Consider the following 26,137-nt stretch of genomic DNA (forward strand, 5'->3'; position numbering starts at 1 on the left):
AACAAAAAGAAATTGATTATGCTTCAAGCTCAAGCTAGACCCGTTCACCTCTACATGGAGGCAAATCCCAATCCTAATTCCCTGAAATTCGTCGCGAATTTCATGTTGACAGAAGATGGCGTTAGTTTCGACTACCCGGATGCAGCCAGTGCTGAGAACAGTCAGTTAGCCAGAGAGTTGTTTAATTTTGCTGCAGTAAAGCGCGTGTTTATTGCTTCCAATTTTGTGACAGTGACTAAATCTGAAGAGGTGGAGTGGGCTGAAATTCAGACCATCATTCGCGATCATATTAAACAATACCTGGAAAGTGGCAAGAAAGCAGTAAGTGCCAAATTTGACAAAGACCCGCTCTTTGACGAAAGTGATTCAGAAATCGTGAAGAAAATCAAGGGTATCCTTGATGAATATATCCGTCCCGCGGTAGAGCAAGATGGAGGAGCGATTGTTTTTCATTCGTTTAAAGATGGTGTAGTCAAAGTCTTGCTACAAGGATCCTGCTCGGGATGTCCTTCCAGTACCATCACCCTAAAGGCCGGGATTCAGAATTTATTGACCCGAATGCTCCCTGAGGTAAAAGAGGTAGAAGCCGAGGGAGTTTAATTGCTACATCATGGCCAAAAAAGACTGGTCTTGGGCGATTTTAGGGGGTTTGGCACTAGGAATAAGATGGTTGGCCATTCGAAATCCCGACGCAACCGAAGAAATCTATTCACACACCTTTTTTCCTGCCATCAGGAACGTGTTTGATTTGACGCTGGGAAAGCTTCCTTTTCCCAGCGTTTATTTGTTTATTATCCTGATTTTTTTTCTGCTAGGGAGATATCTTTTACGGCTTAGAAAAAAGTCTGATTGGAAACGGAAATCCCTCTTTACCCTTCGTTCTTTATTGAATTTCACTGGTGGAATAATATTTTTCTTTTTGTTGCTGTGGGGCTATAATTATCATCGAGTGCCTGTTTTTAGACAGTTGGGTTTGGAGCCTCAGGCTTTGAATTTGGAGAAATTGACTCGGGAAATTCAAATTACCCATCGATTGGCAAGACAAAACCGCTATCAATTGACCATGGATACCGTAGCGATCGAAGAGTTTTTGTCCTATCCTGATTTGGAGTTGCTGGTTAGACAGAATATGCATGATAATCTGGAGCTTTTGGGGTTGAATTTCACAGGTAATCCCAGGACTAAACTTTTTCCTCCACCGGGATTTATGCGAAAAATGGGGATTTTGGGCATTTATTTTCCCTTTACTGGAGAAAGCTACATTGACCCTACGCTCCATCCTCTGGAGCAGCCATTTACGGTAGCCCATGAAATGGCACATAGCTACGGAGTTACGGACGAGGGAGAGGCCAATTTCATCGCCTGGGTAATCAGCACCAATTCGTTGGATCCACTTCTGCGATATTCTGGGCATTTGCGATTGCTGATGTATCAAATTCGTGATTTTTACAGAATGGATCCTGAGGGATATCAGGATTGGTTAAAAGGTCTCGATGTAGGAATCCGAAATGACATTCAAGCCATCCAAAAACGGACCGCTCAATACAAGCCTTTTTCGATAGAATTTAGTCGGAAAACCAATGATGTATTTTTGAAATCACAAGGTGTCAAAGCCGGAATCAATAGCTATCAGCAGCTTCCCATGCTTGCCTATGCCTGGCGGGAACGTATGAATAATTGAAAAAAAACCAAAAGTATTCTTGGATGAATAGTTGTCTGTCTATATTTTTAGCCAAAATATCAAATCATCATGAAGCCTTTTTTTTCGCTAGTATTAATTTTATTCTGTCTGAATTCTTTTGCCCAAATCCAAGTCGAAAGTGAACGTGATAAGGATGGAAATGTGATCATTACCGCTTCCAATACCAGTTCAGTTCCGCACACCTTACAATTCGATTTTTCCAATTTGCAGAATCTCTCTCCGGTGGGTGGGGGAAGCCCAATTGGGATCGCCAATCCAGGCATAAGTCGAGTCGCTACACTCAAGCGGGAAAATTCGTCTCAAGTGACTAATTACTCCTTTCGATATACCTATATCAAAGGGAATATCTTTGCTAAGCGCAAAAAAGAACCGATTTATCTGATCCCGGTTTCGGCAGGAACAGAAGTTCGCGGAGTTTCCATGACCCACATTCAAAATAGACTTCGGCCAGATCAGAAGAATAATGACCATGTCGGAGTTGCATTTTATCTACCCAAAGAAGTGACTATTGTAGCCCCACGGAAGGGGTATATATCGGATATGAAGATGGATTATACAGCGGGCAAAAATGACCTTGATTTCTCGAGGTCTGAGAATTTTATTGAGATTTATCATGAAGACGGCACCCTGACCCAACTCAAAGTTTTAAAAGCCAATTCTCAGCTGGTAAAAATCGGTCAAGAGGTTTTTCCAGGAGATCCCATTGCCACTTCTGCTGGTGAAAACTATCAAAATGGAAGACATGTCCGGGTAATTTGTACCCGAGTCATAAAAAACGGGGAAGGTAAAATTCAATCAGAGATTTTTCCAGTAAGCTATGTCTTGGGCGAAGATTTTAGCACTTTGGTCGAACCTATCGAGACTACGGTTCTGCACACTGATGAAGTAATTACCATGGAAATGAGTAAACGGGAGCTGAAAAACAGAAATAAAGCGAAATAGTTATTTTTTACGGTTGCCTACCCAAACTCCGAATATGACTGCTGCTATACCCAGGTAATGTCCTAAAAGTAACACCTCCCCGTCCCAAACTCCCCACATGATGGCAACAATCGGGATAAGATAAGTAACAGAGCTGGCGAAAACCGGACTGGCAACTTTGACCATCATATTGAACAGAATCAAAGCCAACGCGGTCCCCAATACGCCCAATAAGGTCACATAGCCCAAGGCAAGCCAAGCGCCATCCACGGATACCAATTTAAAGGCGAATTCTGTCCCCGCCATCAGGTAAATCAACGCAACAGGAAGGACCATCAGCAGGGAAATAGCAGTGATTTCGACCGGTTTGAGTTCTACGAATCGGAATTTGATCAGGTTGAGATTAAAACCATAGCAAATGCAGGCAAGCAAAACAAAAAAAGCATAGGTATTGATTTCGCTCAAACCACCAAATCCGCTTCCTTCCTTCACCATAACCAAAACTACGACGCCCAGAAAAGCAATGAAAAGTCCTAAGGCATTTCTGCGGGTGATTCTGGACTTGAAAAAAATAGCACCAACAACTACCACAAATAATGGGGTCAGAGCATTGAGCACTCCCGTCAGAGAGCTGCTGAGTTGAGTTTGGGCTTTTGCAAATAAAAAGGCTGGAATAAAGCTTCCTACCAATCCGACTAAAATCAAATTTTGGACTTGTTCGCTATTGAGACGCTTGACTCGGGGGAGTGACAAGGGGAGGAGAAAAGTAGCTGCCGCCACGATCCGATAGGCACCGAGTTCACCGGGAGAAAAGACCTCCAAACCACGCTTGATCAATATAAATGAACTTCCCCAAATGAGAGCAAGGATGATCAGAAATCCCCAATTCTTAACCGTATTTTCGGAGCTTTGCATGTGTGAGGGTGAAAGGTTCGAATACTTTCGCAAAGGAAAGCGCAATAGCTTGGAAATGTTTGAAAAAAAAGACCTCAGGCCAAAAAACCTGAGGTCAGGTGATTATAGGATTTAAAATTCGTGATCTGCGTAAACATTGGCGACTTGATCGAGAATTTCGCAGACCTGCTCATAGGTTTCGGCGGTAACCATTTCAGTTCGAAAGGGCTTGAAATTAGGCATCCCTCTGAAGTAATTGGTATAGTGTCGGCGCATTTCCAGAATCCCAAGTTTTTCTCCCTTCCACTCTACTGAAAAATCCAGGTGTTTTTTTGCTACTGCGATTCGCTCTTCCAAATCTGGTCCAGCGAGTTTTTCTCCAGTTTTTAGGTAATGTTTGATTTCATTGAAAATCCAAGGATAACCAATGGATGCTCTTCCGATCATCATGCCGTCTACATTGTACTTCGCTTTGTATTCGGCTGCTTTTTCGGGAGAATCGATGTCGCCATTGCCAAAGACTGGAATATGAAGTCTTGGATTGTCTTTGACCAGATTGAGCCAAGACCAATCGGCCTCACCCTTGTACATTTGCTGTCGGGTTCGAGCATGGATAGAAATAGCCTGAATGCCTACATCCTGGAGTCTTTCTGCCACTTCTACGATGCGAATGGTATCATGCGACCATCCTAGTCGGGTTTTTACGGTCACGGGGATATTTACAGCTTTTACAATCTCCGCAGTCATGGATACCATTTTATCTATATCCAACAAGATTCCGGCACCTGCACCTTTGCAGGCGACTTTATGCACGGGGCAGCCATAATTTATGTCCAAAATATCAGGTCCGGCTTCTTCCACGATCGCGGCTGCTTCACGCATGGATTCGATTTCATTCCCGAAAATCTGAATCCCAATTGGTCGCTCATAGTCGAAAATATCCAACTTTTGAACGCTTTTGGTGGCATCCCGAATCAGCCCTTCGGAACTGATAAACTCTGTGTACATTAAATCTGCGCCGTTTTGCTTACAAACTGCACGAAAGGGAGGATCACTCACATCTTCCATGGGTGCCAGCAAAAGCGGGAACTCTCCTAACTCTAACTTTCCGATCTTTACCACTGCTTATTCTAAATTTGGCGTAAATTTACGCTCAAATATGGAGATTTACGAAACCCAATCAGAAATAGCCAAACGAAAGAATTGGCTTTTGTCACTGGTAGTCACAGTTTTAATCACATTTGGGGTCTTGATTTTGCTTCAGGGCATTGCTTTGGCCCTGACCCCGTTTTTGTTCAATATTGAGTTGAGTGAGGTTTTAGGGCTGTTTTCGGGAGATTATTCCGTTTCAAATGGCCGGATGGCTATGCTTTTTGTCCAGGGTGTGGGGTCCGGTATCGGGTTTTGGGTAGCCGCTTGGATTTTGATTCACTGGATTGATCGGGCCGATCTCAAATGGAGTCTTCAACTTGTGCGGTACGATTCAAAAAAAATGGGACTGACTTTTTTGATTACCCTTGGAGCAATGTTTTTTAATGCCTTATTGGTGTACTGGAATTCTGAATTGAGTTTGCCCGAATTTATGTCCGGAGTAGAGACTTGGATGAAGGAAATGGAAGATCAGCTGATGGAAATGACCAAATTTCTGACTGATTTCCAAACTGTTCCGGAGTTATTGATGGGAGTGGTAGTGATAGGCGTATTGGCGGGGATCGGGGAGGAAATGTTTTTCCGAGGGCTTCTACAGCCCAAAATGCATCGATACACCGGATCTGTCCATTGGGGCATTTGGCTTACGGCCATTATTTTCTCAGCGATTCATGTCCAGTTCTATGGATTTATTCCCCGGGTGTTTTTGGGAGCTTTGTTTGGATATTTGTATGTGTACTCGGGAAGCTTGATCTATCCGATCTTGGCTCATATTTTCAATAATTCGTTTACGGTGATTTTGGTTTATGCCGCCAATCAGGGGATGGTGGACTTCGATATTGAGTCTAGTGATTCCTTTTCCTATCCGCTCTCAATCTTGGGATTATTGGTTCTTTTGGGAGGAATCTATTACTTTAAGAGAAACAAGCCCAAAGAAGATGAAAGATTGGATTAAAGTTTTTGAAAGTCCTCAGCAAATCCGCTGCGAAATCGTCAAGGGAATTTTGGAGGAGCATGGTATAGCTGCAGTGGTATTGAGTAAAAAAGAGGTGGCTTATCAATTTTTGGGGCACTATGAAGTCTTAGTCAACCATGAATCTGTCCAAGAGGCCAATAATCTGATCAAGAATGAGATCTCGTTTTAATATAAACAACTACAGCAATCTGGGTCAGCGCGCCATTACGGCGGCGATAGGGGCTGTGGTGGTAATTTCCTCGATCATATTCTCCGACTGGACATATTTTTTGGTTTTCGCTGCGATTTTGGGCTTTGCTCAAATGGAGTTTTACAAGCTTTGCGGATTGGATGGGATGCTGCCATTGAAGAGTTTCGGTACTATTTTGGGCTTAATGCTCTTTTCACTCACTTTTTTGATCGAAAAGGAGCAATTCCCCAATGAGTATTTGTATTTGATTTTTCCCATCGTATCCCTGACGTTTTTTATCAAACTGTATAAAAAAACGGATAAAAAACCCTTTACTGGAGTAGCATTTACCTACTTGGGGATTTTCTACGTAGCGGTGCCTTTTTCTCTGATTAATCTAGCGGTCTTCTCGGTGGATCAAACCTATCATTATGAGATTATTCTAGGGAGTCTTTTGATTTTGTGGGCTAGTGATACCGGGGCGTATTTTGCCGGGACTAAGTTTGGAAAGACCAAACTCTTTGAGCGCGTGTCTCCCAAAAAATCTTGGGAAGGGTTTCTCGGTGGGGCATTTTCGGCTATTGCCATCGCATTTTTGGTGGCACGATATTTTCACACCATAGAGGACTGGAAGTGGCTGGTCATTGCAGGGATTATCATTATAGCAGGAACTTATGGAGACTTGATCGAATCGCTGTTTAAGCGGTCTATCGAAATTAAAGATTCCGGAAAGGGACTACCCGGACATGGGGGATTTATGGATAGATTTGACGGATTGTTATTATCGGCACCATTTATCACTGCTTTTCTGAAAATCTTCTAATTCTATCCTACCTAATCTGAAAAACTACTTAATATTGTATAGCATTTCACTACTCAAATAAAAACCCAATATGGCTTACATTGAACCGGCTCCGATTAAGGATAAAGAGAATCCATTGGAGTCAATGATGGAACGATTTAACATTGCAGCGGAGAAGCTGGGACTTTCGGATGAAGTTTATAATGTTTTGAAAAATCCGGCGAAGCAGGTGATCGTTTCGCTACCAATCACCATGGATAATGGTAAGATTCAAGTTTTTGAAGGTATACGCGTAATTCACTCCAATATTCTAGGCCCGGCAAAAGGCGGGATTCGTTTCGCTCCCGATGTGCACATCGATGAAGTTCGAGCACTAGCTGCCTGGATGACTTGGAAATGCGCTGTGGTGGATATTCCCTATGGTGGAGGTAAAGGAGGCGTAAGATGTAATCCCCGTGAAATGTCAAAAGGTGAAATCGAGCGATTGATGAGAGCCTACACCATGGCGATGATCGACGTGTTTGGTCCGGACAAGGATATTCCTGCCCCTGATATGGGAACCGGTCCAAGAGAAATGGCCTGGCTGATGGATGAATATTCAAGAGCTCGTGGGATGACGGTAAACTCAGTAGTTACAGGTAAGCCTTTAGTTCTTGGAGGTTCTTTGGGACGAACAGAAGCCACAGGACGGGGCGTAATGGTCTCTGCCCTTGCAGCAATGCAGAAGTTGAAAATCAATCCATTTCAAGCGACTTGCGCTGTGCAGGGTTTTGGTAATGTCGGTTCTTGGGCCGCTCGCTTATTGGAAGAGAGAGGGCTGAAAATCGTTGCTATTTCAGACCATACAGGTGCATTTTACAATGAGAATGGAATCAATATCCTTGAGGCTATCGAGTATCGTGATGCGAATAATGGAACCTTGGATGGTTTTAAAGGTGCCGATCGTCTGGATGATCCGGGTGAGCTTTTAGAGCTGGATGTGGACGTTTTGGTACCTGCAGCGGTAGAAGATGTGATTACGGTCCGGAATGTCGATAAAATCAAAGCCAAATTGATCGTGGAGGGGGCCAATGGTCCGACATCGGCTAAAGCTGATGCCATCATCAATGAAAAAGGAATCATGGCTGTGCCTGATATTTTGGCCAATGCAGGCGGAGTGACGGTATCCTACTTTGAGTGGGTACAAAACCGACTCGGCTATAAATGGACTGCTGACCGGGTCAATAGACGGTCTGACCGAATCATGAAAGATGCCTTTGAGCACGTGTATGAAGCATCCAAAAAGTACGATGTGCCAATGCGAATAGCCGCCTACATCGTGGCTATAGACAAAGTGGCCAAAACTTATACCTTCCGGGGAGGATTCTAAGCTGGAAGCATTCGAAAGAATACCTTATCTTTGGGGCGTGAAAGTGATTTCACGCCTTTTCTTATTTATTTGCTTATGACTATTCACCGCGAAGGACGTGTTTTGTTGTTTTGGCTGATGATCATTTTGGTTGCCGGCAATTACCTGTTTTATTATTTTTTGCCCGATGAACGACTTTGGCTCAATGTCAGTATGCTCGGCAGTATCATCATTTATTTATTAATTCTCCAGTTTTTCAGAAATCCCATTTTCCCACTTCCAGATGAAGACGGAGTGGTATTTGCTCCTGCTGATGGGAAAATCGTCGTCATTGAAGAAGCTTTTGAGGATGAATGTCTTCACGAAAAGCGAAAGCAAATTTCGATTTTCATGTCTCCCATCAATGTGCATATCAACCGATCTCCCATCAAAGGAGTCGTGGAGTTTTTCAAATATCATCCCGGGAAATACCTGGTCGCTTGGCACCCTAAATCCAGTACAGAAAACGAACGGACAACCATGGTCCTAAAGGCAGAAAATGGGGTCAAAATCCTCGTTCGCCAAGTAGCTGGTGCGATGGCCAGAAGGATCAAATGGTACGTCAAAGAAGGTTCGACTTTGGAGCAGGGAGGGGAATTTGGTTTTATTAAATTCGGATCTCGGGTGGATGTTTACCTTCCGGTAGATGCAGAGATTCTTTGCGAGATGGATCAAAAAACTAAAGCAGGTCAAACTAGACTAGCACGATTGAAGAAATAAAATCTTCGAGAACTGTATCATTTTAGAAGTTGATTGCGTAATAGATTCAATCAACCAATTATTCTTTTATGAAAGCTTTTCAATTCTTTCCGCTTGTTTTTCTACTATTGGGTTTGTTTTCTTGCCAAGAAGATGAGTTGCCGAGGGCTCCTTTACTGGGAACTTGGGAAAACCGAATTTTTGACGAAACTCAGGAACTTTGGTTTGTGGAGTCTTTGACTTTCAAAAATGACAGCGTTATGGGCGTGGAGCACACGGTGAGAGAAACCGAAACCGGTCCGACTCTTGGCTACCGAATAATCTCCGAAGGCTGGTACAAGTTGGAAGGGACTACGCTTCAGTATTATTATGCAGATGCATTAATTTATTTTGGCGGAGGGTCTGATTCGGATGCACTTCCCTATGGATCCAAAGAGGAGCTGAGTGCCGGGATTATTGATTTTTTTAGAATTCCGGAAGGGGACCTGACTTTTTCTCAGGACAACAACAAATTCGAATTTCAGGAGGATTGTTGGCAGGTAAATCCTGATAGAGAATGTGTTGAATTCCCACTAAAAGAATATATCCGCGTCAATTAAGCTTTTTTCTGCTTCTGTAGATTCCATATCCTAGTCCTACTGTGCTGAGGAAAAATATCACGGTGGTCCATTCAAAAGTTCGTCTAGAAGCCAACATATCTTCAATGGTATTGTCCCGTTCATTGAGCGCTCGTTTGAGTGCTTGGACATCCTGCTCCAGACTTAAGGTAATGGTTTTGTAATCATCTTTTTCTTGACCGATCACCGCTGATTCAATCCTTCCACTGAGTTTGAGTTCCTCGATAATCTGCGTGTCCTTGGATAGGATTCGTTTAAGCCATTCATTGGTTTCGGTCATGTCTTTTTTGGTGCGATTGCCAAAAATCCCGGATTTTTTAGATTCCGAGGACTGCCATTGGTTCATCAGGATTTCTCGCTCATTGACCAGCTTTTCCAGTTTGGCACCGCCGGCTATTTCCTCTTGGAAAGGGCTGAAAAACATTAGAAAAATCAGTAAAAACGTCATGGTTATTCTTTTTTGGTACAAAAAGACAAATCCTAAGCCAAGCTTAGGATTTTGTGATAAAAACTAGATTTATCCCTCCGATTGGACTGGATTGATTTTCCAGGCTCGGGTCATTTCCTTTTTGCCCGGAGGGCCGGGAGGGTTCTCTACGGCTAGTCCCAGTTCTTTCAAATCCCGTTTGAATTGGCCCATGGCTGAATAGGTGGTAAGCACTCCTCCTGGTCTCATGGCCTCCGTTACTTTTCGGAGTAGATCAATATGCCAAAGTTCGGGCTGCTTGCTGGGAGCAAACGCATCAAAAAACACCACATCTGAGGGGTAAAGTTGGGCTTCTTCCAGCGTGACTTGATCTTTTTTGAAATTGAAGTATTCAGAAATGGGTCCTCCTTGATTCCATTCGGCCTCATGAAGGGCTTGGAAATATTTATGATAATGCCAGATGGCATCGTTTTGATTGATGTAATTGAGTTGGGAGTAGATTTCCTTGGAAATGGGAAATGGCTCAATCGTGTGATAGAGCACGGGGATTTGATTTTGCTCTGCCCAAACGAGAGTCAGCCAGGCATTGAGTCCGGTGCCAAAACCCACCTCAAAAATCCGGATTGGAAATTTATTCGGATTTTGGACTAGCCAAGAATCCAGCCCATAAATCAAAAATACATGGAGAGATTCCTTATATGCTCCGTGAAAGCTGTGGTAGCTTTCTTTCAGTCTTTCATGATAAAGTGAGTGTGAGCCGTCTTCGGTCGTGATGATTTTTAACTGATCACTCATGGCTTGAAAATCAATGTGGTACAATAAGCCGAAATTCCTTCTTCTCTACCCACAAAACCTAGCCACTCGGTGGTGGTGGCTTTGATCGAAATTTGGCTTTCAGCCACGTTCATCACTTTTGCTAGGCAAGTTTTCATGCCCGGAATGTGGGGATTTATTTTTGGATTTTGCAGGCAAATCGTGCTATCTAGATTTCCCAGCTCGTAGCCTTCTTTCCGGATCAATTCCATGACTTCTCTTAGTAAAATCTTGCTGTCGATTCCTTTGTATTTGGGGTCTTTGTCCGAAAAATGATAACCGATATCCCGCATATTGGCTGCGCCGAGTAAGGCATCACAAATGACATGAATCAGCACATCGGCATCCGAATGCCCAACAGCTCCTTTTTCATGGGCTAATTTGATCCCTCCGAGCCAAAATTCATAGCCTTCTTTGAGCTGATGGACGTCATATCCAAATCCAATTCGAAATGTGTTCATGAGTGCTTAGGTTGATAATATAAGACAGAAGCTTGGTCCTCCCGGATCAATTGCTCGCTCCAGGTTTTGACTTCTTCTGCGGTTATTTGCGATTTTGTTTCGTATTCTTTCCAGTACAAATCGGGATGCCCTAGATTAGCATAAAATGCCAAGTTCATCACTCGGTTGAGCAGTTGAATAGACTCATAGGTTTTCATCGCCTCACCTTGATTTTTGACTTTTTCGAGCTCCCGATCGGAAACACCCGTCGCCAAAAAGTCTCCGACTACCTCATCAAGTGCTTCTTCAGCTTCTTTGGCATTAATCCCGCTTTCCATTTTTCCAGAAAAAACCAATAATCCCGGTTCGATCGAACCCAAGACATAAGCACCAATTGAAGCAAAGAGTTTTCCGGATTTGACTAATCGCTGTTCCAAAATGGAAGATTTTCCAAATCCCAATAAATCTGAAATCAGATCTGCCTGAAGATAACCCTGCTTTTTTTTTCCGGGCATTTTGTAGGCTTTGAAAAGGGCGGCAGTAGGCACTGGGTAAAACACCTCTTTTTGACGCTTATTTTCTTGAGTAGGCTCTTTTAAAATAGGAATAGAATTTATTTTAATAGGCGGAATAGGTCCAAACCACTTTTCTGTCAAGGCTTTTACCTGCTCGGTCGTTACGGCTCCGCCTACCACCAAGATGGCGTTGTTAGGACCGTAATTTTTTTGATAAAAATCCCAGACATCATCTTTTGTATAGCCCTCGATGTCGGCAGGTTTCTCACCTATAGTTGGCCACTTGTACGGATGCGTCGTATAGGCCAAGTCCCGGAGGTGATGCCACACATCTCCATAAGGCTGATTGAGGTAGCGTTGTTTGTATTCCTCGAGAACGACTTTCCGCTGGGTTTCGATGGTTTTTTCACTCAGGGTGAGTTGGAGCATTCGATCTGACTCCAGCCAGAAGGCAGTTTCCAAATTGGCAGCAGGAAGACTCATGTAATAATTGGTGATGTCGGGACTGGTAAATGCATTGCAGCTCCCGCCTACTCGCTCCAGCTCGCGGTCAAAAACCAAGACGTTTTTGGACGAGCCAAACATCAAGTGCTCAAAAAAATGAGCTAAGCCGGTTTTTCCGGGAACTTCATTTTTTGAGCCAACTTTATAAAGAAGATTAAACACGGCCATTTTGCTACTGGAATCTTCATGGACAATGACTTCAAGTCCATTTTCCAGAAAAAAGCGTTGGTAGGGTAGCATCATAAGGGGCAAAGCTAAGTTTTTTGAAATTAAGCACGCTGAAAAAGAAATGCGTTTGAGGCTGATTTGTTCCAAAAATATGGGATTTAGTACTTATTTTTCCCCGTTGGTGGAAGATTCCTGATTTTTCAGAAAAAAGTCGAACTTTGGTCAAAACCATAAAGTTTGAAGCTAAATACCATCATCCTCCCCAAATTCATATGAAGAAGCACCTGATTGACCTCGAGAAGACCGGCCAATTTTCCTCATTTTTTCTGGATTATATCCAAGGCAAAGAAGAACTCAGGCCATTCTACCGGCATTTGCCGAAACTCGGGAGTTTTCGGGATGCGATCAAGGATAAAAAATTTACCGTCGAAAAGCGAAAGGTTCTCTGTCGCAGCCTTGAAAATCAATACGAAGGGATTTCGCTTTTTGAGGAAGAAAAAAAGCAGCTCAACCGACTAGCTTCAGAAAATACATTTACCGTCACCACAGGACATCAACTTAACCTTTTTACCGGCCCACTCTATTTTATTTACAAAATCGTCTCTACGATTAATTTAGCCGAAAAACTCAACAAAGAATACCCCGATTACCACTTTGTCCCGATGTATTGGATGGCATCAGAAGACCATGATTTTGACGAGATTAATTACTTCAAACTGGATGGAAAGAAATACAGCTGGCAAAGTGACCAAACCGGAGCGGTAGGAGATTTCAAACTGGACGCGACATTTAAGGAATTTCTAAAGTCGGTTTCTTTTGCACCAGAAGTTTTTAAGACTGCCTATTCGAGTTCGAAAACACTGAAAGAAGCGGTAAGAAAATATGTTCACGACCTTTTCGGTGAAAAGGGCTTGCTGATCATCGATGGTCATGATGTGGTTCTCAAGGCAGAGTTTAAGGAAGTGATGCTTGAGGATATGCTCAATCATGGACCTCACAAAGCGGCTACGCTGAAGACCGAATCATTGGAATCATTGGGATATGGAGGGCAGATATTTCCTAGGGAGATCAACTTTTTCTATTTGAAGGAAGGTCTGCGTGAGCGAATCGAGCAGAAAAAGGATAAGTATTATGTGTTGAATTCCGACTTGACATTTTCCGAAGAAGAGTTAAAGCAAGAAATAGAAAATCATCCGGAGCGATTCAGTCCCAATGTGGTGTTGCGGCCACTATATCAGGAAATGATTCTGCCTAACTTGGCTTATTTAGGCGGACCTGCAGAGGTGGTGTATTGGTTGCAGTTGCGGGGGGTTTTTGAGCTGTTTGACGAAGCTTTCCCAATCCTTTTGCCTCGTAATTTCGCCCTAATATTAGGAGAGGATGTTCAGCGCAAAATCCAACAGTTGGAATGGACTGCAGAGGATCTATTCGGGGATTTGGATCGCTGGAGGAGGGATTTTGTTTGCAAACATGCCCAGGAAGACTTGGAAATGACCGTAGAACGGGAAGCGATTGAATCGCTTTTTGATGCCAGAGGGGAGAGTGCTGCGCTATTGGAGAAAAGTTTGAAGGATTCCTTTGAGGCGGCCAAAGTTCGGGCATTTAAAATCCTGGATCATATGGGACATAAGATACGAAAAGCAGAAGAGCGAAAGCAAAAAGTCATGCTTGATCGATCTGTCGCAGTGGAAGAGTATATCAAACCGGGTGGATCTCCTCAGGAGCGGGTGGTAAATATGATGCAGTTTTACCTGGCAGATGAGGAGTTGATCGAAAAATTATTCGCCAATTTTGATCCTTTGGATTTCAGGATGGCGGTTTTGGAGTGTTGACCATGGATAAATCTGAGATCCGGAAAAAATATATCCTGAAGCGAGCTAACCTCTCTGATCAAGAACGATCCGCTTTGGACAAAAGCATCCAGAAAAAGGTATTTGATTTTTTGCAGGAGCGACCTCAGCTCCAAGGGATTCATCTTTTTTTACCTATAGCGAGACAGCATGAAATAGATACGCTGCCGATTCTTCAGTCTCTCTGGGAAAAGGAGCGGATGGTTTTTACTTCGAAAGTAAAACGGGGAAGCTTGGAGATGGATGTGTTGACAATTCCCAGAGGAGTGAAAATGATTCCCGACCATTGGGGAATTCCCATTCCTGAGACATTTGATGTGGTGGGACTTGAAGCTATCGATTTGGTGTTTGTACCGTTGCTGGCCTATGATTCAGAAGGGGGAAGAATTGGCTTTGGTAAGGGATACTATGATGTGTTTTTGGCTAAATTAAGGCCTAATGTTCTAAAAGTCGGACTGAGTTTTTTTCCACCTGAGGAACGCTTGCCCAAGGAATCTCATGATATTTCTCTGGACTATTGTATTTGCCCGGAAAAAGTTTTTACTTTTTGATCAAGTTGTGAAAAATTGACCTTTATGAAAAAAGTTTTACTCATGTCACTTGTCGGCCTTTTCCTGATTTTTTGGAAAAGCCATGAAGCAAAAGCCCAAGTAGGTGCATACAATACCATGGTGGGAGTCACTGGAGGCACCAATGTAGGGGGAACTGTAAAGCAGTTTATATCCGAACAGGGAGCCATAGATCTTTTGGTATATAATCGATGGAAGGGATGGGTCGGTGCCTTGCTATACGAACATCATATGGATATTCGGGAGTTTGATGGCTTGGAGTGGTATCTGGGAGGAGGAGTTCACTATGGCATTTGGAAAGACGGAAAAGGAGAACCACCCTGGGTGTATAAAATTGATCAGGATTACAATGTATTTGGAGTGGATGCGATAGTGGGGTTGGAATACAATATCAATCACAGTAACTTCTATGTAGGTTTTTACTGGAAACCCGCATATAATTTTGAGGAGTTTACGACACTTTGGGAAGATGAAGCAGCCTTTACCTTAAGATATTCCTTTTAAATCGATAATATCGGTTAAAAAAGAACCCTATATTTTTATTTATTTCAACAAACTGGATTATTATCGTTCAATTAGTCATCTATTCCGGCTAATTATTGATTTTTTTTCAACTGGATTAACATAGGGTTTGTATAAGTCGAAATAATTTTTGTTGAATACGGGTTAAGCTTTTAGGATATTTTCCATTTATTTAAATGGATTAATTTTTGAGTCAAAATTTAAAAAAATGCCAAGTAAAATTTTTTTTATATTCCCCAAAAAATTCTTACCATCAGAATAATATTTTGTAATTGTTAAATAATAAAGATGATTCGGTTAATAATCGTTAATTATTCAGGGAATTCAAAATAATCGACTCTACTTACCGCTCAAACAAATTTTTAACCGCTAGATCAATAAATATCTAAAAAAATTAATATTAAGGTAATCTGATATGAAATAAATAACTTTTTTATCCATAAAATATAAATAAAATGATTTTCTGTATAAAAAAATTTATTTCTAATTAATTAGGACCTCATTTTGAAATTCGGTTTAAAGGGATTTTATTTACATATCAACTAAACTAAATACCTTATGAGAAAAGCTTTACTCTTTGTTGTTGCGCTTTTCACCATGACACTCAGTTATGAGGTGTCGGCGCAGCAACGGGTAATTACCGGAACGGTAATTTCCGACGAAGATGGACTTGGCTTGCCAGGTGCAACCGTCCTCGTGAAGGGTACGACTGTGGGTACTACCACCGATTTGGATGGTAATTACTCCCTTGACGTCCCTGCGGGTTCTGATGTCCTGATTTTCTCTTTTGTGGGCCTCGAGTCCAAAGAAGAGGTGATCGGTAATCGAACCGTGATCAATGTTACCCTTACGGCCGATGCCGCCCAACTATCCGAAGTGGTAGTCACTGCGATCGGTATCGAAAGGGAAAAGAAAGCCTTGGGTTATGGAGTTACCTCAGTAGGTAGCGAACAACTTGAGAATCGTCCAGAGCAAGACGTTGCCCGCGTTTTGCAAGGAAAAGTACCGGGTGTAAGCATTACTTCTACCAACGGGATGTCAGGTTCGGGAACGAACATGGTAATCAGAGGTTATTCCTCTGCTACTGGATCTAACCAGCCTTTATTTGTAGTAGATGGGGTGCCATTTAACACTAGTACCAATGCCCAAAATGGATTTACCACGGGTGGAGCTACTACTTCTTCTCGATTCTTGGATATTGACCCGAATAACATCGAGTCAATGTCTGTATTGAAGGGCTTGTCTGCTACGGTACTTTATGGTGATCAAGGACGAAATGGAGTAATTTTGATTACTACTAAGTCTGGTGCCTCTAAAAGAAAAGCAGCAGAAGTAACAATCAATCAATCTGTATTTACCAACGAAGCAGCTTCTTTGCCTACTTATGGACAGGTTTATGGAAATGGTTTCCAGCAGGCTCCAGGATTCTTTTTCTCCAACTTTGGACCGAGAATGGATCAGGGCTTAACGGTTAATCACCCTTATGCTACTTCATCAGTTGCTTCAATTAGAAATGCATTCCCTGAATTCTTCAATGAAGATGGAACGCCTGTACAGTATGAGTACAAGGCATATGCCGATCCATCTGAAGTATTTTTCAGAAAAGGTTTGATTAGCAATACTTCGATTCAAGTAGCAGGAGGCTCAGATAACACGAGCTATAATGCAAGCTTTGGGTATACTGATGAGGAAGGATTTACGCCTGGTAATGAGTTGAAAAAATACAACTTTGGTTTGGGGATTAATTCTTCAGTGACAGATAAATTGTCAATCAAATCTTCGTTTACCTTTGCTATCACCGATTTGCAGTCTCCTCCGGTCAATGCGGCATTTGGTTCTGGCCCATCGGGAGGTATTCCTTCTGTATTTGCCCACGTATTGTATACGCCAAGATCTGTGGATTTGGGTGGTTTGCCCTGGGAAAATCCAGTTGACAGAAGCTCGGTTTATTACAGAGGGGATAATGGTATAGTCAACCCAAATTGGTTGGTTAGGAATTATACAAATACCTCTGATGTCCAGCGATTCTTTAACTCTACCTCAATCAATTACGATATCAATGACGACTTCTTCATTACTTATCGAATTGGGTTGGATACCTACACCGAATTGCAGGAAGCGCGATACAATAGAGGCGGACCTTCCTCAAGTTTGGCAACTCAAACTGGGTATTACAGATCTACCAATATTACCAATACGATTTGGAACCAGGATTTGGTATTCAACTGGAACAAGGAGTTTTCAGACGATTTCGGAATGACTGCCTTGTTAGGCGGAAACTCTAGATATGACGTCTATTCTCAAAATGGAGTTGCTTCACAGGGTCAATTAGCCTTCGGTTTGTTTCGTCATTCTAACTTTGGGCAATCATCGTCTAACGATGCCTATACCGGAAATAATCTAAACAGAACTCAGGAAGAGCGAAGAATGGGGGTTTATGCCAACGTTACTTTAGATTATAAAAATTACCTGTATTTGAATCTTTCAGCCAGAAATGACTGGACTTCTACGGTAGAGCCGGAGAATAGAAGAATCCTTTATCCAGGAGCTTCAATTTCCTTTATCCCAGCTTCAGCGTTTGACTGGAATTCGAATGTGGTCAATGATTTGAAACTGCGCTTGGGATATGGTACTTCAGCGGGATTCCCTGCTCCATATAGAACGAGAAATATTCTGGCGCAAAGTGCACGTGCATTTTCCCGAGACGGTTCGGTGACGGCTACTCACTCCGTTTCCAACCTATTGGGAAATCCGAACTTAAAACCAGAGCTTCATGAGGAGACTGAGTTTGGTATTGAAGGGGTAATGTTTAATAACAAATTAACATTTGACCTCTCTCTATATCAAAAAAATACGCGAGATCTGATTACACAATCCCCAATTGATCCTTCCACAGGATTTACCTCTACGGCAATTAATATTGGAAAAATCAGAACCCGTGGAGTTGAATTCCAGGCTACAGTTACTCCAGTTTCGACTGCTTCAGGATTTAACTGGAACTCGACTGTTAACTGGGGGCTATATCGCTCCGTAACTGTAGAGTTGGGTGGAGGTCTTGAGGAGGTGCTTATCGCCGGATTTACCACTTTGGGTAACTTTGCGATCCCAGGTGAACCATTCAATATTATCAAGGGTATTGGATTTGATCGAGACGAGCAGACTGGTCAACCAATCATCTTGTCAAATGGTCTTCAGAAGCCTGCGGCAGATCTTCAGATTTTGGGTGATCCTAACCCAAGATGGAATGGATCTTGGATCAACTCCTTCTCGTACAAAGGATTTACGCTTTCTGCGATGATGGAATACCGACACAAAGGGGTGATTCACTCTAGCACGGTAACGGCCACGCTTGCCAGAGGGGTGACCAAAGATCCTGTGATTGACAGAGAATTATCTCTAATCATGCCAGGAGTGAAAGAAGATGGTACACCAAATGATATTCAAATCACAGCATCGGATTATTTCTTTGGAGGATATCAGGGGGCTACTGATGAGCCAAATGTATTCGATGGTTCTATGATCCGATTGAGAGAAGTTTCTCTTGGCTATGCTTTACCAGCTAGCCTAGTTTCAAAGACTCCTTTTAAGAGAGCTTCTTTAGCCCTGAGTGGTACCAATCTTTGGTTCCTTGCTTTGAACTTCCCACCAAACATGAACTATGATACCGACGTGTTGGGAACTGGTGTAGGCAACGGTTTAGGATTTGACTTTGTAACTGGGCCTAGCTCCAGAAGATTTGGTGGAACCTTAACCTTGGCATTCTAAACCACAAACAGACAATACCATGAAAAAGAAAATATATAGTTTATTGCTGGCATTCAGCACCCTGTTTGCGGTTTCCTGTGATCTTGATCTCTTGGAAAACCCCAACGCGGTAAATGCCGATACAGCATCTCCTGATTTTCTCCTCAATAATATCCAGTTAGATTACCAGACTTTGTTTAATACCATTGGTAACCACGGGATGCGATTGACGAGAATGCTCAATCAGGGATCAGCACAATATGAAGGAGCTTATACTCCTGTCACAACAAACGGTTATTGGTCAAATGCTTATGCCAATATTTTACAGGATATCAAATTTCTGGAGCCATTGGCAGAGGAGGGTAATTTCCAAAGACACTTAGGAATAGCTAAAACCATTGAAGCAATGGTTCTATTCAACCTAGTGGATTCTTATGGAGATATTCCTTTCTCTCAAGCGTTGGATCCAGCAGAATTTAATCCCGCTACTGACTCTGGAGAATCAGTTTATGATGCGGCATTTGCATCTCTTGAGGAAGCTACTGCCCACTTCACAGCAGAGTCTGCCGGTGTACCAAATGATTATTATTATGACAGAGATTATGACAAATGGGTAAGACTAGTAAATACCTTGAAGCTTCGCTATTACCTAAACAGAAGATTGATTGATGGGAGTGGCTCTACATCAGGGATCAATGCCTTAATTTCTGAGGATAATATGTTGAAAGAAGGGGATGATTTTGTATTCCAGTTTGGTACTACCAATGCGGACCCGGATTCCAGACATCCTCGTTTTGCCGCCCAGTATACTTCTGGTGGTGGAGATTATCAGTCTACCTATTATATGTGGCATTTAACTGAGGAAAAAGGTTTTGATGATCCTAGAGCTAGATTTTATTTCTATCGACAAGTTTTGGTAAATTCTACCAATCCAGATGAAATCGAATGTATCACACAATTGCCTCCTTCTCACTATTTAGTGGCAGACTTTATTTATTGTCTCCCAGGTGATAGAGGATATTGGGGTCGTGATCACTTGGATCCTGATGGTATTCCACCAGATGGATTACTGAGAACTGCCTGGGGTGTTTATCCTGCCGGTGGTCGATTTGATAATGATTCAGCTACTCCGGTAAATGACCCATCTTTAGGAGCTCAGGGGGCTGGTATTCATCCGATTATGTTGGCAGCTTATGTTGACTTTATGCTTGCAGAGGCGGCCCTTACCTTAGGTACTTCCGGTGATGCTAAAGATTACATGCTTTCTGGGATAGAAAAACAGATGAACTACATGATTGATTGGAGCTTGGCTTCTGGGGATGCTGGGAATATCAGTGCTTTCTTGACTGAAGAGGAGATCGACCTAGACCGAAATATCGAAAACTACCTAGAGTATGTGGATGAGGAATACAGTGATGCTGGTTCGGAAGATGCTCGAATGAACATCATCGGCCGTGAATACTGGTTAGCATTATATGGAAATGGAATTGAGGCATATAACCTTTATAGAAGAACTGGCAAGCCTGATAATATGCAGCCTGGCTTGGAACCTAATCCTGGTATTTTCCCTCGATCATTCTTCTACCCAAATAACTATATGGTGACTAATACTTCTGCCGAGCAGAAAGCAGATCAATCGGCACAGGTATTTTGGGATAATAATCCTTCTGGAAATGCTTGGGTTTACTAACCAATAAATTTGAAAAATTATGAGAATCTTAAAATATAGTTTCGGCTTATTGGCAAGTGCTCTTGTGCTCTTTAGTTCTTGTAGGGACTTTGTAGAGCCAAACGTTCCATACAGCGAATTTGACACAGGTGCCTATTTGCGCACGATTGATAGAACCAGTACTACCTTTAACCTCTTTGATTTGCAAAGTTCAAACTTCGCATTGACTTTAGAGGCAGTAGATGCTGAAGATGGTGGTACCGTAGAGACAGTGGAAATCCGGGTTCGTCATAGACGATTGATTCCTGGGGTTGGATTGGAATATACTCCTGAGGATGATGTTTTGGTTCGTACTTTGGAAGCATCGGATTTTGCTCCAAATTCAGAATCCAGGTTTTTGAGAACAAGCTTTGAAATTCCTGCTTCTGAGGCAGTAAGTGCCGTTGGACTGTCTTTCGATGATATCGAAGGGGGTGATGTATTTGAGTTTAGATTGGTCTTGAATGATCGATTTGGTCGTTCATTCAGTACAAATAATGTGACTACAAACATTGCCGGTGCTCCTTTCTATGCATCACCTTTCCAGTATAATGTAAGCGTGGTATGCCCTTCAGACTTAGGAGGAACTTATCAGTTTGACGCGACAGAAACCTTCTGTGGAGAAACCTTCAGTGGGGAAATCACATGGACTCCTGTAGAAAGCAGTCCTGGTAGTTATGAACTTTCTGACGGTACTTTCGGGGCATGGGATGCTTGCTATCCAGATAGCTGGGGTAGTGGTGACGTGAGAATAAATGATGCGTGTAACATCCTTACCATGACAGGAACTGACAAGTACGGGGATTCCTACTCAATGACTGTAGTAAGTTCTACTCCGGAGGAATTGACCTTAGCATGGGAAAACACCTTTGGTGAATTTGGTACAGTAGTCGTTTATTCTAATGATGGTAAACCATGGCCTGATTTGCAATAATAGTTTTATCTTAAAAGGCAGCATTTCGGTGCTGCCTTTTTTTATAATAGTATATTTGGAAAAGCAAATAAGCGGTTTTTTAATCCCAATATTCTCGTGTAGTTTTGTTGTGATCTAAAAAACTGTCATGGACAAATTTTCCTACATCGCCAATGCTCACGTTTCCTATATCGATGAGCTGTATCAATCCTTCAAACAAGACCCAGATTCGATAGACCCAAGCTGGAAAGAATTTTTTCAAGGCTTTGATTTTGCCTTGACCAATTATGGGGAAGAGGAGAATGGGCAGCTTACTTCGCAACCCACACCAAAAAATGGTTCTTTGGCTACTCCAGGCACCATTATGGATATGGAGCAGCTGCCCAAAGAAATTAAAGTCAGGGCACTGATTCATGCCCATCGTTCGAGAGCTCACCTTCGCTCTAAAACCAATCCCGTAAGAGAAAGAAGAGATCGAAAGGCATTGATCGATCCTCAGGATTTTGGATTGGGCAAGGAGGATATGGACTCCGAATTCCAAGCAGGAAATGAGATTGGAATTGGAAAAGCGAAACTTTCTGCCATCATTGAGGCGCTGAAGACGATCTACGAAGGTCCGATGGGCTTTGAGTATCTTTATATTCGCGATCCGGAGATTCTAGACTGGTTAAAAACCAAGATCGAAAAGGAAGCGTTGGCCTTCAATCCATCCACGGAGGAGAAAAAGCGAATCTTGTTTAAGCTAAATCAAGCCGTGGTTTTTGAAAACTTTTTGCACACCAAATACCTCGGACAAAAGAGATTTTCCTTGGAAGGTGGTGAAAGCACGATACCATTTCTCGATGCTGCGATCAATACTGCGGCAAAAGGTGGAGTGGAGGAAGTTATGATCGGAATGGCGCACCGTGGACGATTAAATGTCCTGGCGAATATCATGGGGAAAACCTATGAGCAGATTTTTTCTGAGTTCGAGGGCACAGCAAAGCCTGACTTGACCATGGGAGATGGAGATGTGAAATATCACATGGGCTACTCCTCTGATATTATGACTCCTGATGAGAAAAAAGTTCATCTTAAACTCGCTCCAAACCCATCCCATCTTGAAGCAGTAAATCCGGTTGTCGAAGGATTTATTCGTGCCAAAATTGATTCTCAGCATCAGGGTGACGCAACTAAGGCTCTGCCGATTTTGATTCATGGAGATGCCGCGGTTGCCGGACAAGGGATTGTTTATGAAGTGACTCAAATGGCAGGGTTAAAGGGGTATCATACTGGCGGGACAATTCACTTTGTAATCAATAATCAAGTTGGTTTCACGACTGATTTTGATGATGCACGAAGCTCTATTTATTGTACCGATGTTGCTAAAATCATCGATGCACCAGTGATTCACGTCAATGGCGATAATGCGGAAGCTGTGGTATTTGCGGCTAGACTCGCTGCTGAATTCCGTCAAAAGTTCGGCAAGGATATTTTTGTAGATATGGTCTGCTATCGTCGTCACGGACACAATGAGTCGGATGAACCGAAATTTACTCAGCCGGAGCTTTACAATATCATTTCCAAACACCCCAATCCACGTGAAGTCTATATCAAGCGATTGACTGAGCGAGGAGACCTGGACGCCAAGATAGCTAAGCAAATGGACGAGGAATTCCGTCAATTGCTTCAGGATCGATTAAATATGGTAAAGGAAAAACCTTTGCCTTATCAAGCGACCAAATTTGAGCGAGAATGGGGGAGTTTGAGAAGATCTAATCCAGATGACTTTTTGAAATCTCCCGAAACAGGGATTTCGGAAGAAGCTATTGAAAAAGTAGCTGAAGCTTTGACGCTGATTCCAAAGGGGTTCAAAGCCATCAAGCAGATTGAAGTTCAAATGAAGCAACGCAAAGAAATGTTCTTCAAGTCTAAGTCGCTCAACTGGGCCTCAGCGGAGTTGTTGGCATACGGTTCCTTGCTGTTAGAGGGAAAAACTGTTCGATTGACTGGGCAGGACGTTCAGCGTGGCACTTTTTCTCACCGTCACGCAGTCTTGCATGACGCAAATTCCAATCAGCCTTATAATTCCCTTCGGGAAATGAAGGATAGAAAGGGGCAATTCTATATTTATAATTCCTTGCTTTCCGAATATGCCGTTTTGGGATTTGAGTATGGCTATGCCATGGCAAACCCACATTCTTTGACCATTTGGGAAGCTCAATTTGGGGATTTTGCTAATGGCGCTCAAACAATGATCGACCAGTTTATTTCCTCAGGTGAGTCCAAATGGCAGAAGCAAAACGGATTGGTGATGCTTCTTCCCCATGGGTACGAGGGCCAAGGTCCAGAGCACTCTAATGCCCGCCCAGAGCGATTTTTACAGCTTTCGGCCGAATACAATATGGTCGTGGCAAATATCACCGAGCCCTCCAATTTCTTCCATTTACTAAGAAGGCAATTGACTTGGGAATTCAGAAAACCATGTGTGGTAATGTCACCAAAGTCTTTGCTGAGACATCCCAAAGTAATGTCTCCGGTGGAGGAGTTTACCCAAGGCAGATTTAGAGAGGTGATTTTGGATGCGACGGTGAATGCTAAGGATGTGAAGCGAGTAGTGCTCTGCTCAGGCAAAATTTATTACGATCTGGAGGAAGTCAGAGAAAAAGAAAAGGTAAAAGATGTGGCGATTCTTCGGATCGAGCAACTTCATCCTCTCCCAATCAAACAAATTGTGGAGGCAGTGAAAGCCTATAAAGAGGCCGAGCTGGTATGGGTTCAAGAGGAGCCTGAGAATATGGGCTATTGGAATTATATTCTTCGATTACTTTATAAAGAACTTCCGATGGATTTGATCGCTAGAAAGATGAGTGCTTCTCCAGCTACCGGTTATAACAAAGTTCACGTAGAAGAACAGAAATCCATCATTTCCAAAGCCCTAAAATTGTAAATTGTCTTTAATCCAGAATAATCATTTTGTCATTTTTGCCCTGCTGGCAAAATCATAACAGAAAAACACATGAGCAAAGAAATCAAAGTTCCCGCAGTAGGAGAGTCTATTACGGAGGTCACGATTGGCCAGTGGTTTAAAAAAGACGGTGATACCGTACAAATGGACGAGGTTCTCTGTGAACTCGAATCCGATAAAGCAACATTTGAATTGCCAGCAGAAGCGGCAGGAACGCTAAGAATCAAAGCTGAGGAAGGCGATACCTTGGAAATAGGAGCAGTAATCTGTGTCATCGAAGAGTCTGATTCAGGAGTGAAAGCGGGTGATTCCAAGTCCGAAAAGAAAGACGGAGAACCCGAGAAGAAAGAAGAAAAAAGCAGCAAATCCTCCTCGTCTAAGACAGGTGAGGTAAAAGAAATGGTGGTTCCGACTGTCGGCGAATCAATTACTGAGGTGACCTTGGCTAATTGGATCAAAAGCGACGGTGACTATGTCAAGCTTGATGAAATCATCGCAGAAGTAGATTCTGATAAGGCTACATTTGAGCTACCAGCAGAAGCTTCGGGGATTTTGAGACATGTCGCTGCAGAAGGAGATACCCTGGAAATCGGCGGATTGATTTGTAAAATCGAAGTCACAGAAGGTGAACCCAGTTCCTCATCCTCTGATTCCAAAGAAGAAGAAAGTAAATCCGAGGCATCTTCTGCCGAAGGAAAGGAAAACTATGCCACTGGACATGCCTCTCCGGCTGCTTCTAAAATCTTAGCTGAGAAGGGAATCAAGGCTGAGGAAGTAAAAGGAAGCGGAAAAGATGGTCGCATCACCAAGGAGGATGCTCAAAGTGCCCAAAAATCCGCTCCCGCAGAGAAAAAGCCAGAAGCTAAAAAAGAAGAAGCTCCTCGGGAAGCAATTAAAGTAGCGGGCTCCAGAGAAGAACGAAGAGAAAAAATGTCTTCTTTAAGAAAAACAGTTTCCAAACGATTGGTAGCAGTTAAAAATGAGACAGCCATGTTGACTACGTTCAATGAAGTCAATATGAAGCCGATCATGGATTTGAGGTCCAAATTCAAAGAGCAATTCAAAGAAAAGCACGGTGTAGGATTGGGCTTTATGTCTTTCTTTACCAAAGCAGTCTGTGTAGCCCTTCAAGAATGGCCAGCAGTCAACGCTAAAATTGATGGAAATGAGATTGTTTACAACGATTACTGCGATATTTCGATTGCTGTCTCTGCACCAAAAGGATTGGTCGTGCCGGTAATACGAAATGCAGAAGGGATGACTTTCGATCAGATCGAAAAAGAAGTAGTGAGACTTGCCACTAAGGCTCGTGACAATAAACTCTCCATCGAAGAAATGACAGGCGGAACTTTTACGATCACCAATGGTGGGGTATTCGGTTCCATGATGTCCACTCCGATTATCAATGCGCCCCAATCGGCAATATTGGGTATGCACAATATCGTGGAGCGACCGATGGCTGTAAATGGCGAAGTGAAAATTCTTCCAATGATGTATGTGGCACTTTCCTACGATCACCGAATCATCGATGGACGAGAGTCTGTCAGCTTCTTAGTGAGAGTAAAGCAGCTTTTGGAAGATCCCACTCGACTGCTCTTTGGAGTGTAAATAAGTACGATTTAAGAATTACGATTTACGGGGGGCTGGGTAGAACTGGTCCTTTTTTTAACAAATTTAGACCAAGTCTTTTGTCTTGCGTCT

At 42.7% G+C, this 26,137-nt stretch carries 23 protein-coding genes; 17 read left to right on the plus strand and 6 right to left on the minus strand.

All coding sequences use genetic code 11. The features are described from left to right. Nucleotides 1-18 precede the first annotated feature (18 nt). The 3 genes from BM043_RS11935 to BM043_RS11945 all read left to right on the plus strand — a co-directional run bounded on the left by BM043_RS11935 (nucleotide 19) and on the right by BM043_RS11945 (nucleotide 2,644). Nucleotides 19-600, plus strand: coding sequence for a NifU family protein (locus BM043_RS11935; protein ID WP_092791939.1), 582 nt, complete (start codon nucleotides 19-21; stop codon nucleotides 598-600). A 10-nt stretch (nucleotides 601-610) separates the two neighbouring features. Beyond that, the gene (locus BM043_RS11940; RefSeq protein ID WP_092791941.1) at nucleotides 611-1,681 is read left to right on the plus strand and encodes a DUF3810 domain-containing protein; all 1,071 of its coding nucleotides are present in this window, start codon (nucleotides 611-613) and stop codon (nucleotides 1,679-1,681) included. Between the two features lie 69 nt (nucleotides 1,682-1,750). Continuing rightward, entirely contained in the window at nucleotides 1,751-2,644 is an 894-nt protein-coding gene (locus BM043_RS11945) for a peptidoglycan DD-metalloendopeptidase family protein (RefSeq protein WP_092791942.1), read from the plus strand. Here the strand turns inward: BM043_RS11945 and BM043_RS11950 are convergent, their stop codons facing one another. Further along, on the minus strand, nucleotides 2,645-3,538 hold the full coding sequence (locus BM043_RS11950) for a DMT family transporter (protein ID WP_092791944.1): 894 nt from the start codon (nucleotides 3,536-3,538) through the stop codon (nucleotides 2,645-2,647). Between the two features lie 111 nt (nucleotides 3,539-3,649). Continuing rightward, nucleotides 3,650-4,639, minus strand: coding sequence for a tRNA dihydrouridine synthase DusB (gene dusB, locus BM043_RS11955; protein ID WP_092791945.1), 990 nt, complete (start codon nucleotides 4,637-4,639; stop codon nucleotides 3,650-3,652). Between the two features lie 37 nt (nucleotides 4,640-4,676). Between dusB and BM043_RS11960 the strand changes: the two genes are divergently transcribed. From BM043_RS11960 to BM043_RS11985, 6 genes are all read left to right on the plus strand, one after another. Then, entirely contained in the window at nucleotides 4,677-5,621 is a 945-nt protein-coding gene (locus tag BM043_RS11960) for a CPBP family intramembrane glutamic endopeptidase (RefSeq protein WP_092791947.1), read from the plus strand. Next, nucleotides 5,605-5,811 carry a putative signal transducing protein gene (locus BM043_RS11965; RefSeq protein ID WP_092791949.1) on the plus strand — a complete coding sequence of 69 codons (207 nt, stop codon included), beginning with the start codon at nucleotides 5,605-5,607 and terminating at the stop codon, nucleotides 5,809-5,811. The genes BM043_RS11960 and BM043_RS11965 overlap by 17 nt, the downstream gene beginning before the upstream one ends. Next, on the plus strand, nucleotides 5,795-6,634 hold the full coding sequence (locus BM043_RS11970) for a phosphatidate cytidylyltransferase (protein WP_092791952.1): 840 nt from the start codon (nucleotides 5,795-5,797) through the stop codon (nucleotides 6,632-6,634). Before BM043_RS11965 ends, BM043_RS11970 begins: the two co-directional genes overlap by 17 nt. Before the next feature lie 70 nt (nucleotides 6,635-6,704). Then, nucleotides 6,705-7,982 (plus strand): Glu/Leu/Phe/Val family dehydrogenase, encoded by a 1,278-nt coding sequence (locus tag BM043_RS11975; RefSeq protein WP_092791955.1) that lies wholly within the window; start codon nucleotides 6,705-6,707, stop codon nucleotides 7,980-7,982. 75 nt (nucleotides 7,983-8,057) lie between these two features. After that, complete coding sequence (locus tag BM043_RS11980; RefSeq protein WP_092791957.1) at nucleotides 8,058-8,720, plus strand: phosphatidylserine decarboxylase family protein; 663 nt, start codon at nucleotides 8,058-8,060, stop codon at nucleotides 8,718-8,720. Nucleotides 8,721-8,788: 68 nt separating this feature from the next. Beyond that, nucleotides 8,789-9,298: a hypothetical protein gene (locus BM043_RS11985; RefSeq protein WP_092791958.1), complete on the plus strand. Its 510-nt coding sequence runs from the start codon at nucleotides 8,789-8,791 to the stop codon at nucleotides 9,296-9,298. Here BM043_RS11985 and BM043_RS11990 read toward each other — a convergent pair. The 4 genes from BM043_RS11990 to BM043_RS12005 form a co-directional block, all read right to left on the minus strand. Beyond that, nucleotides 9,291-9,764 carry a Clp protease ClpB gene (locus BM043_RS11990; RefSeq protein WP_092791961.1) on the minus strand — a complete coding sequence of 158 codons (474 nt, stop codon included), beginning with the start codon at nucleotides 9,762-9,764 and terminating at the stop codon, nucleotides 9,291-9,293. The genes BM043_RS11985 and BM043_RS11990 overlap by 8 nt on opposite strands. A 69-nt stretch (nucleotides 9,765-9,833) precedes the next feature. Continuing rightward, nucleotides 9,834-10,538 carry a tRNA (5-methylaminomethyl-2-thiouridine)(34)-methyltransferase MnmC2 gene (gene mnmD, locus BM043_RS11995; protein ID WP_092791963.1) on the minus strand — a complete coding sequence of 235 codons (705 nt, stop codon included), beginning with the start codon at nucleotides 10,536-10,538 and terminating at the stop codon, nucleotides 9,834-9,836. Then, on the minus strand, nucleotides 10,535-11,017 hold the full coding sequence (ispF, locus tag BM043_RS12000) for a 2-C-methyl-D-erythritol 2,4-cyclodiphosphate synthase (RefSeq protein ID WP_092791965.1): 483 nt from the start codon (nucleotides 11,015-11,017) through the stop codon (nucleotides 10,535-10,537). Before ispF ends, mnmD begins: the two co-directional genes overlap by 4 nt. Next, on the minus strand, nucleotides 11,014-12,255 hold the full coding sequence (locus BM043_RS12005; protein WP_092791967.1) for a M16 family metallopeptidase: 1,242 nt from the start codon (nucleotides 12,253-12,255) through the stop codon (nucleotides 11,014-11,016). Before BM043_RS12005 ends, ispF begins: the two co-directional genes overlap by 4 nt. 200 nt (nucleotides 12,256-12,455) lie before the next feature. Here BM043_RS12005 and bshC point away from each other — a divergent pair, with 200 nt between their 5' ends. The 8 genes from bshC (at nucleotide 12,456) to odhB (ending at nucleotide 26,044) form a co-directional block, all read left to right on the plus strand. After that, nucleotides 12,456-14,015, plus strand: coding sequence for a bacillithiol biosynthesis cysteine-adding enzyme BshC (gene bshC / locus BM043_RS12015; protein ID WP_092791970.1), 1,560 nt, complete (start codon nucleotides 12,456-12,458; stop codon nucleotides 14,013-14,015). A 2-nt stretch (nucleotides 14,016-14,017) separates the two neighbouring features. Further along, nucleotides 14,018-14,584 (plus strand): 5-formyltetrahydrofolate cyclo-ligase, encoded by a 567-nt coding sequence (locus tag BM043_RS12020; RefSeq protein ID WP_092791971.1) that lies wholly within the window; start codon nucleotides 14,018-14,020, stop codon nucleotides 14,582-14,584. A gap of 24 nt (nucleotides 14,585-14,608) precedes the next feature. Continuing rightward, nucleotides 14,609-15,106, plus strand: coding sequence for a hypothetical protein (locus BM043_RS12025; protein ID WP_092791973.1), 498 nt, complete (start codon nucleotides 14,609-14,611; stop codon nucleotides 15,104-15,106). A 576-nt stretch (nucleotides 15,107-15,682) separates the two neighbouring features. Then, a complete protein-coding gene (locus tag BM043_RS12030; protein ID WP_092791975.1) occupies nucleotides 15,683-18,889 on the plus strand; it encodes a SusC/RagA family TonB-linked outer membrane protein in 3,207 nt (1,068 codons plus the stop codon). Between the two features lie 19 nt (nucleotides 18,890-18,908). After that, a complete protein-coding gene (locus tag BM043_RS12035) occupies nucleotides 18,909-20,558 on the plus strand; it encodes a SusD/RagB family nutrient-binding outer membrane lipoprotein (RefSeq protein WP_092791977.1) in 1,650 nt (549 codons plus the stop codon). A 19-nt stretch (nucleotides 20,559-20,577) separates the two neighbouring features. After that, nucleotides 20,578-21,510 (plus strand): hypothetical protein, encoded by a 933-nt coding sequence (locus tag BM043_RS12040; protein WP_092791979.1) that lies wholly within the window; start codon nucleotides 20,578-20,580, stop codon nucleotides 21,508-21,510. A gap of 127 nt (nucleotides 21,511-21,637) precedes the next feature. Next, nucleotides 21,638-24,418: a 2-oxoglutarate dehydrogenase E1 component gene (locus BM043_RS12045; protein ID WP_092791981.1), complete on the plus strand. Its 2,781-nt coding sequence runs from the start codon at nucleotides 21,638-21,640 to the stop codon at nucleotides 24,416-24,418. Between the two features lie 69 nt (nucleotides 24,419-24,487). Further along, on the plus strand, nucleotides 24,488-26,044 hold the full coding sequence (gene odhB / locus BM043_RS12050) for a 2-oxoglutarate dehydrogenase complex dihydrolipoyllysine-residue succinyltransferase (protein ID WP_092791983.1): 1,557 nt from the start codon (nucleotides 24,488-24,490) through the stop codon (nucleotides 26,042-26,044). The last annotated feature ends 93 nt before the right edge of the window (nucleotides 26,045-26,137 follow it).

The sequence above is a fragment of the Algoriphagus hitonicola genome, assembly GCF_900113375.1.
GTDB classification, from domain to species: domain Bacteria; phylum Bacteroidota; class Bacteroidia; order Cytophagales; family Cyclobacteriaceae; genus Algoriphagus; species Algoriphagus hitonicola.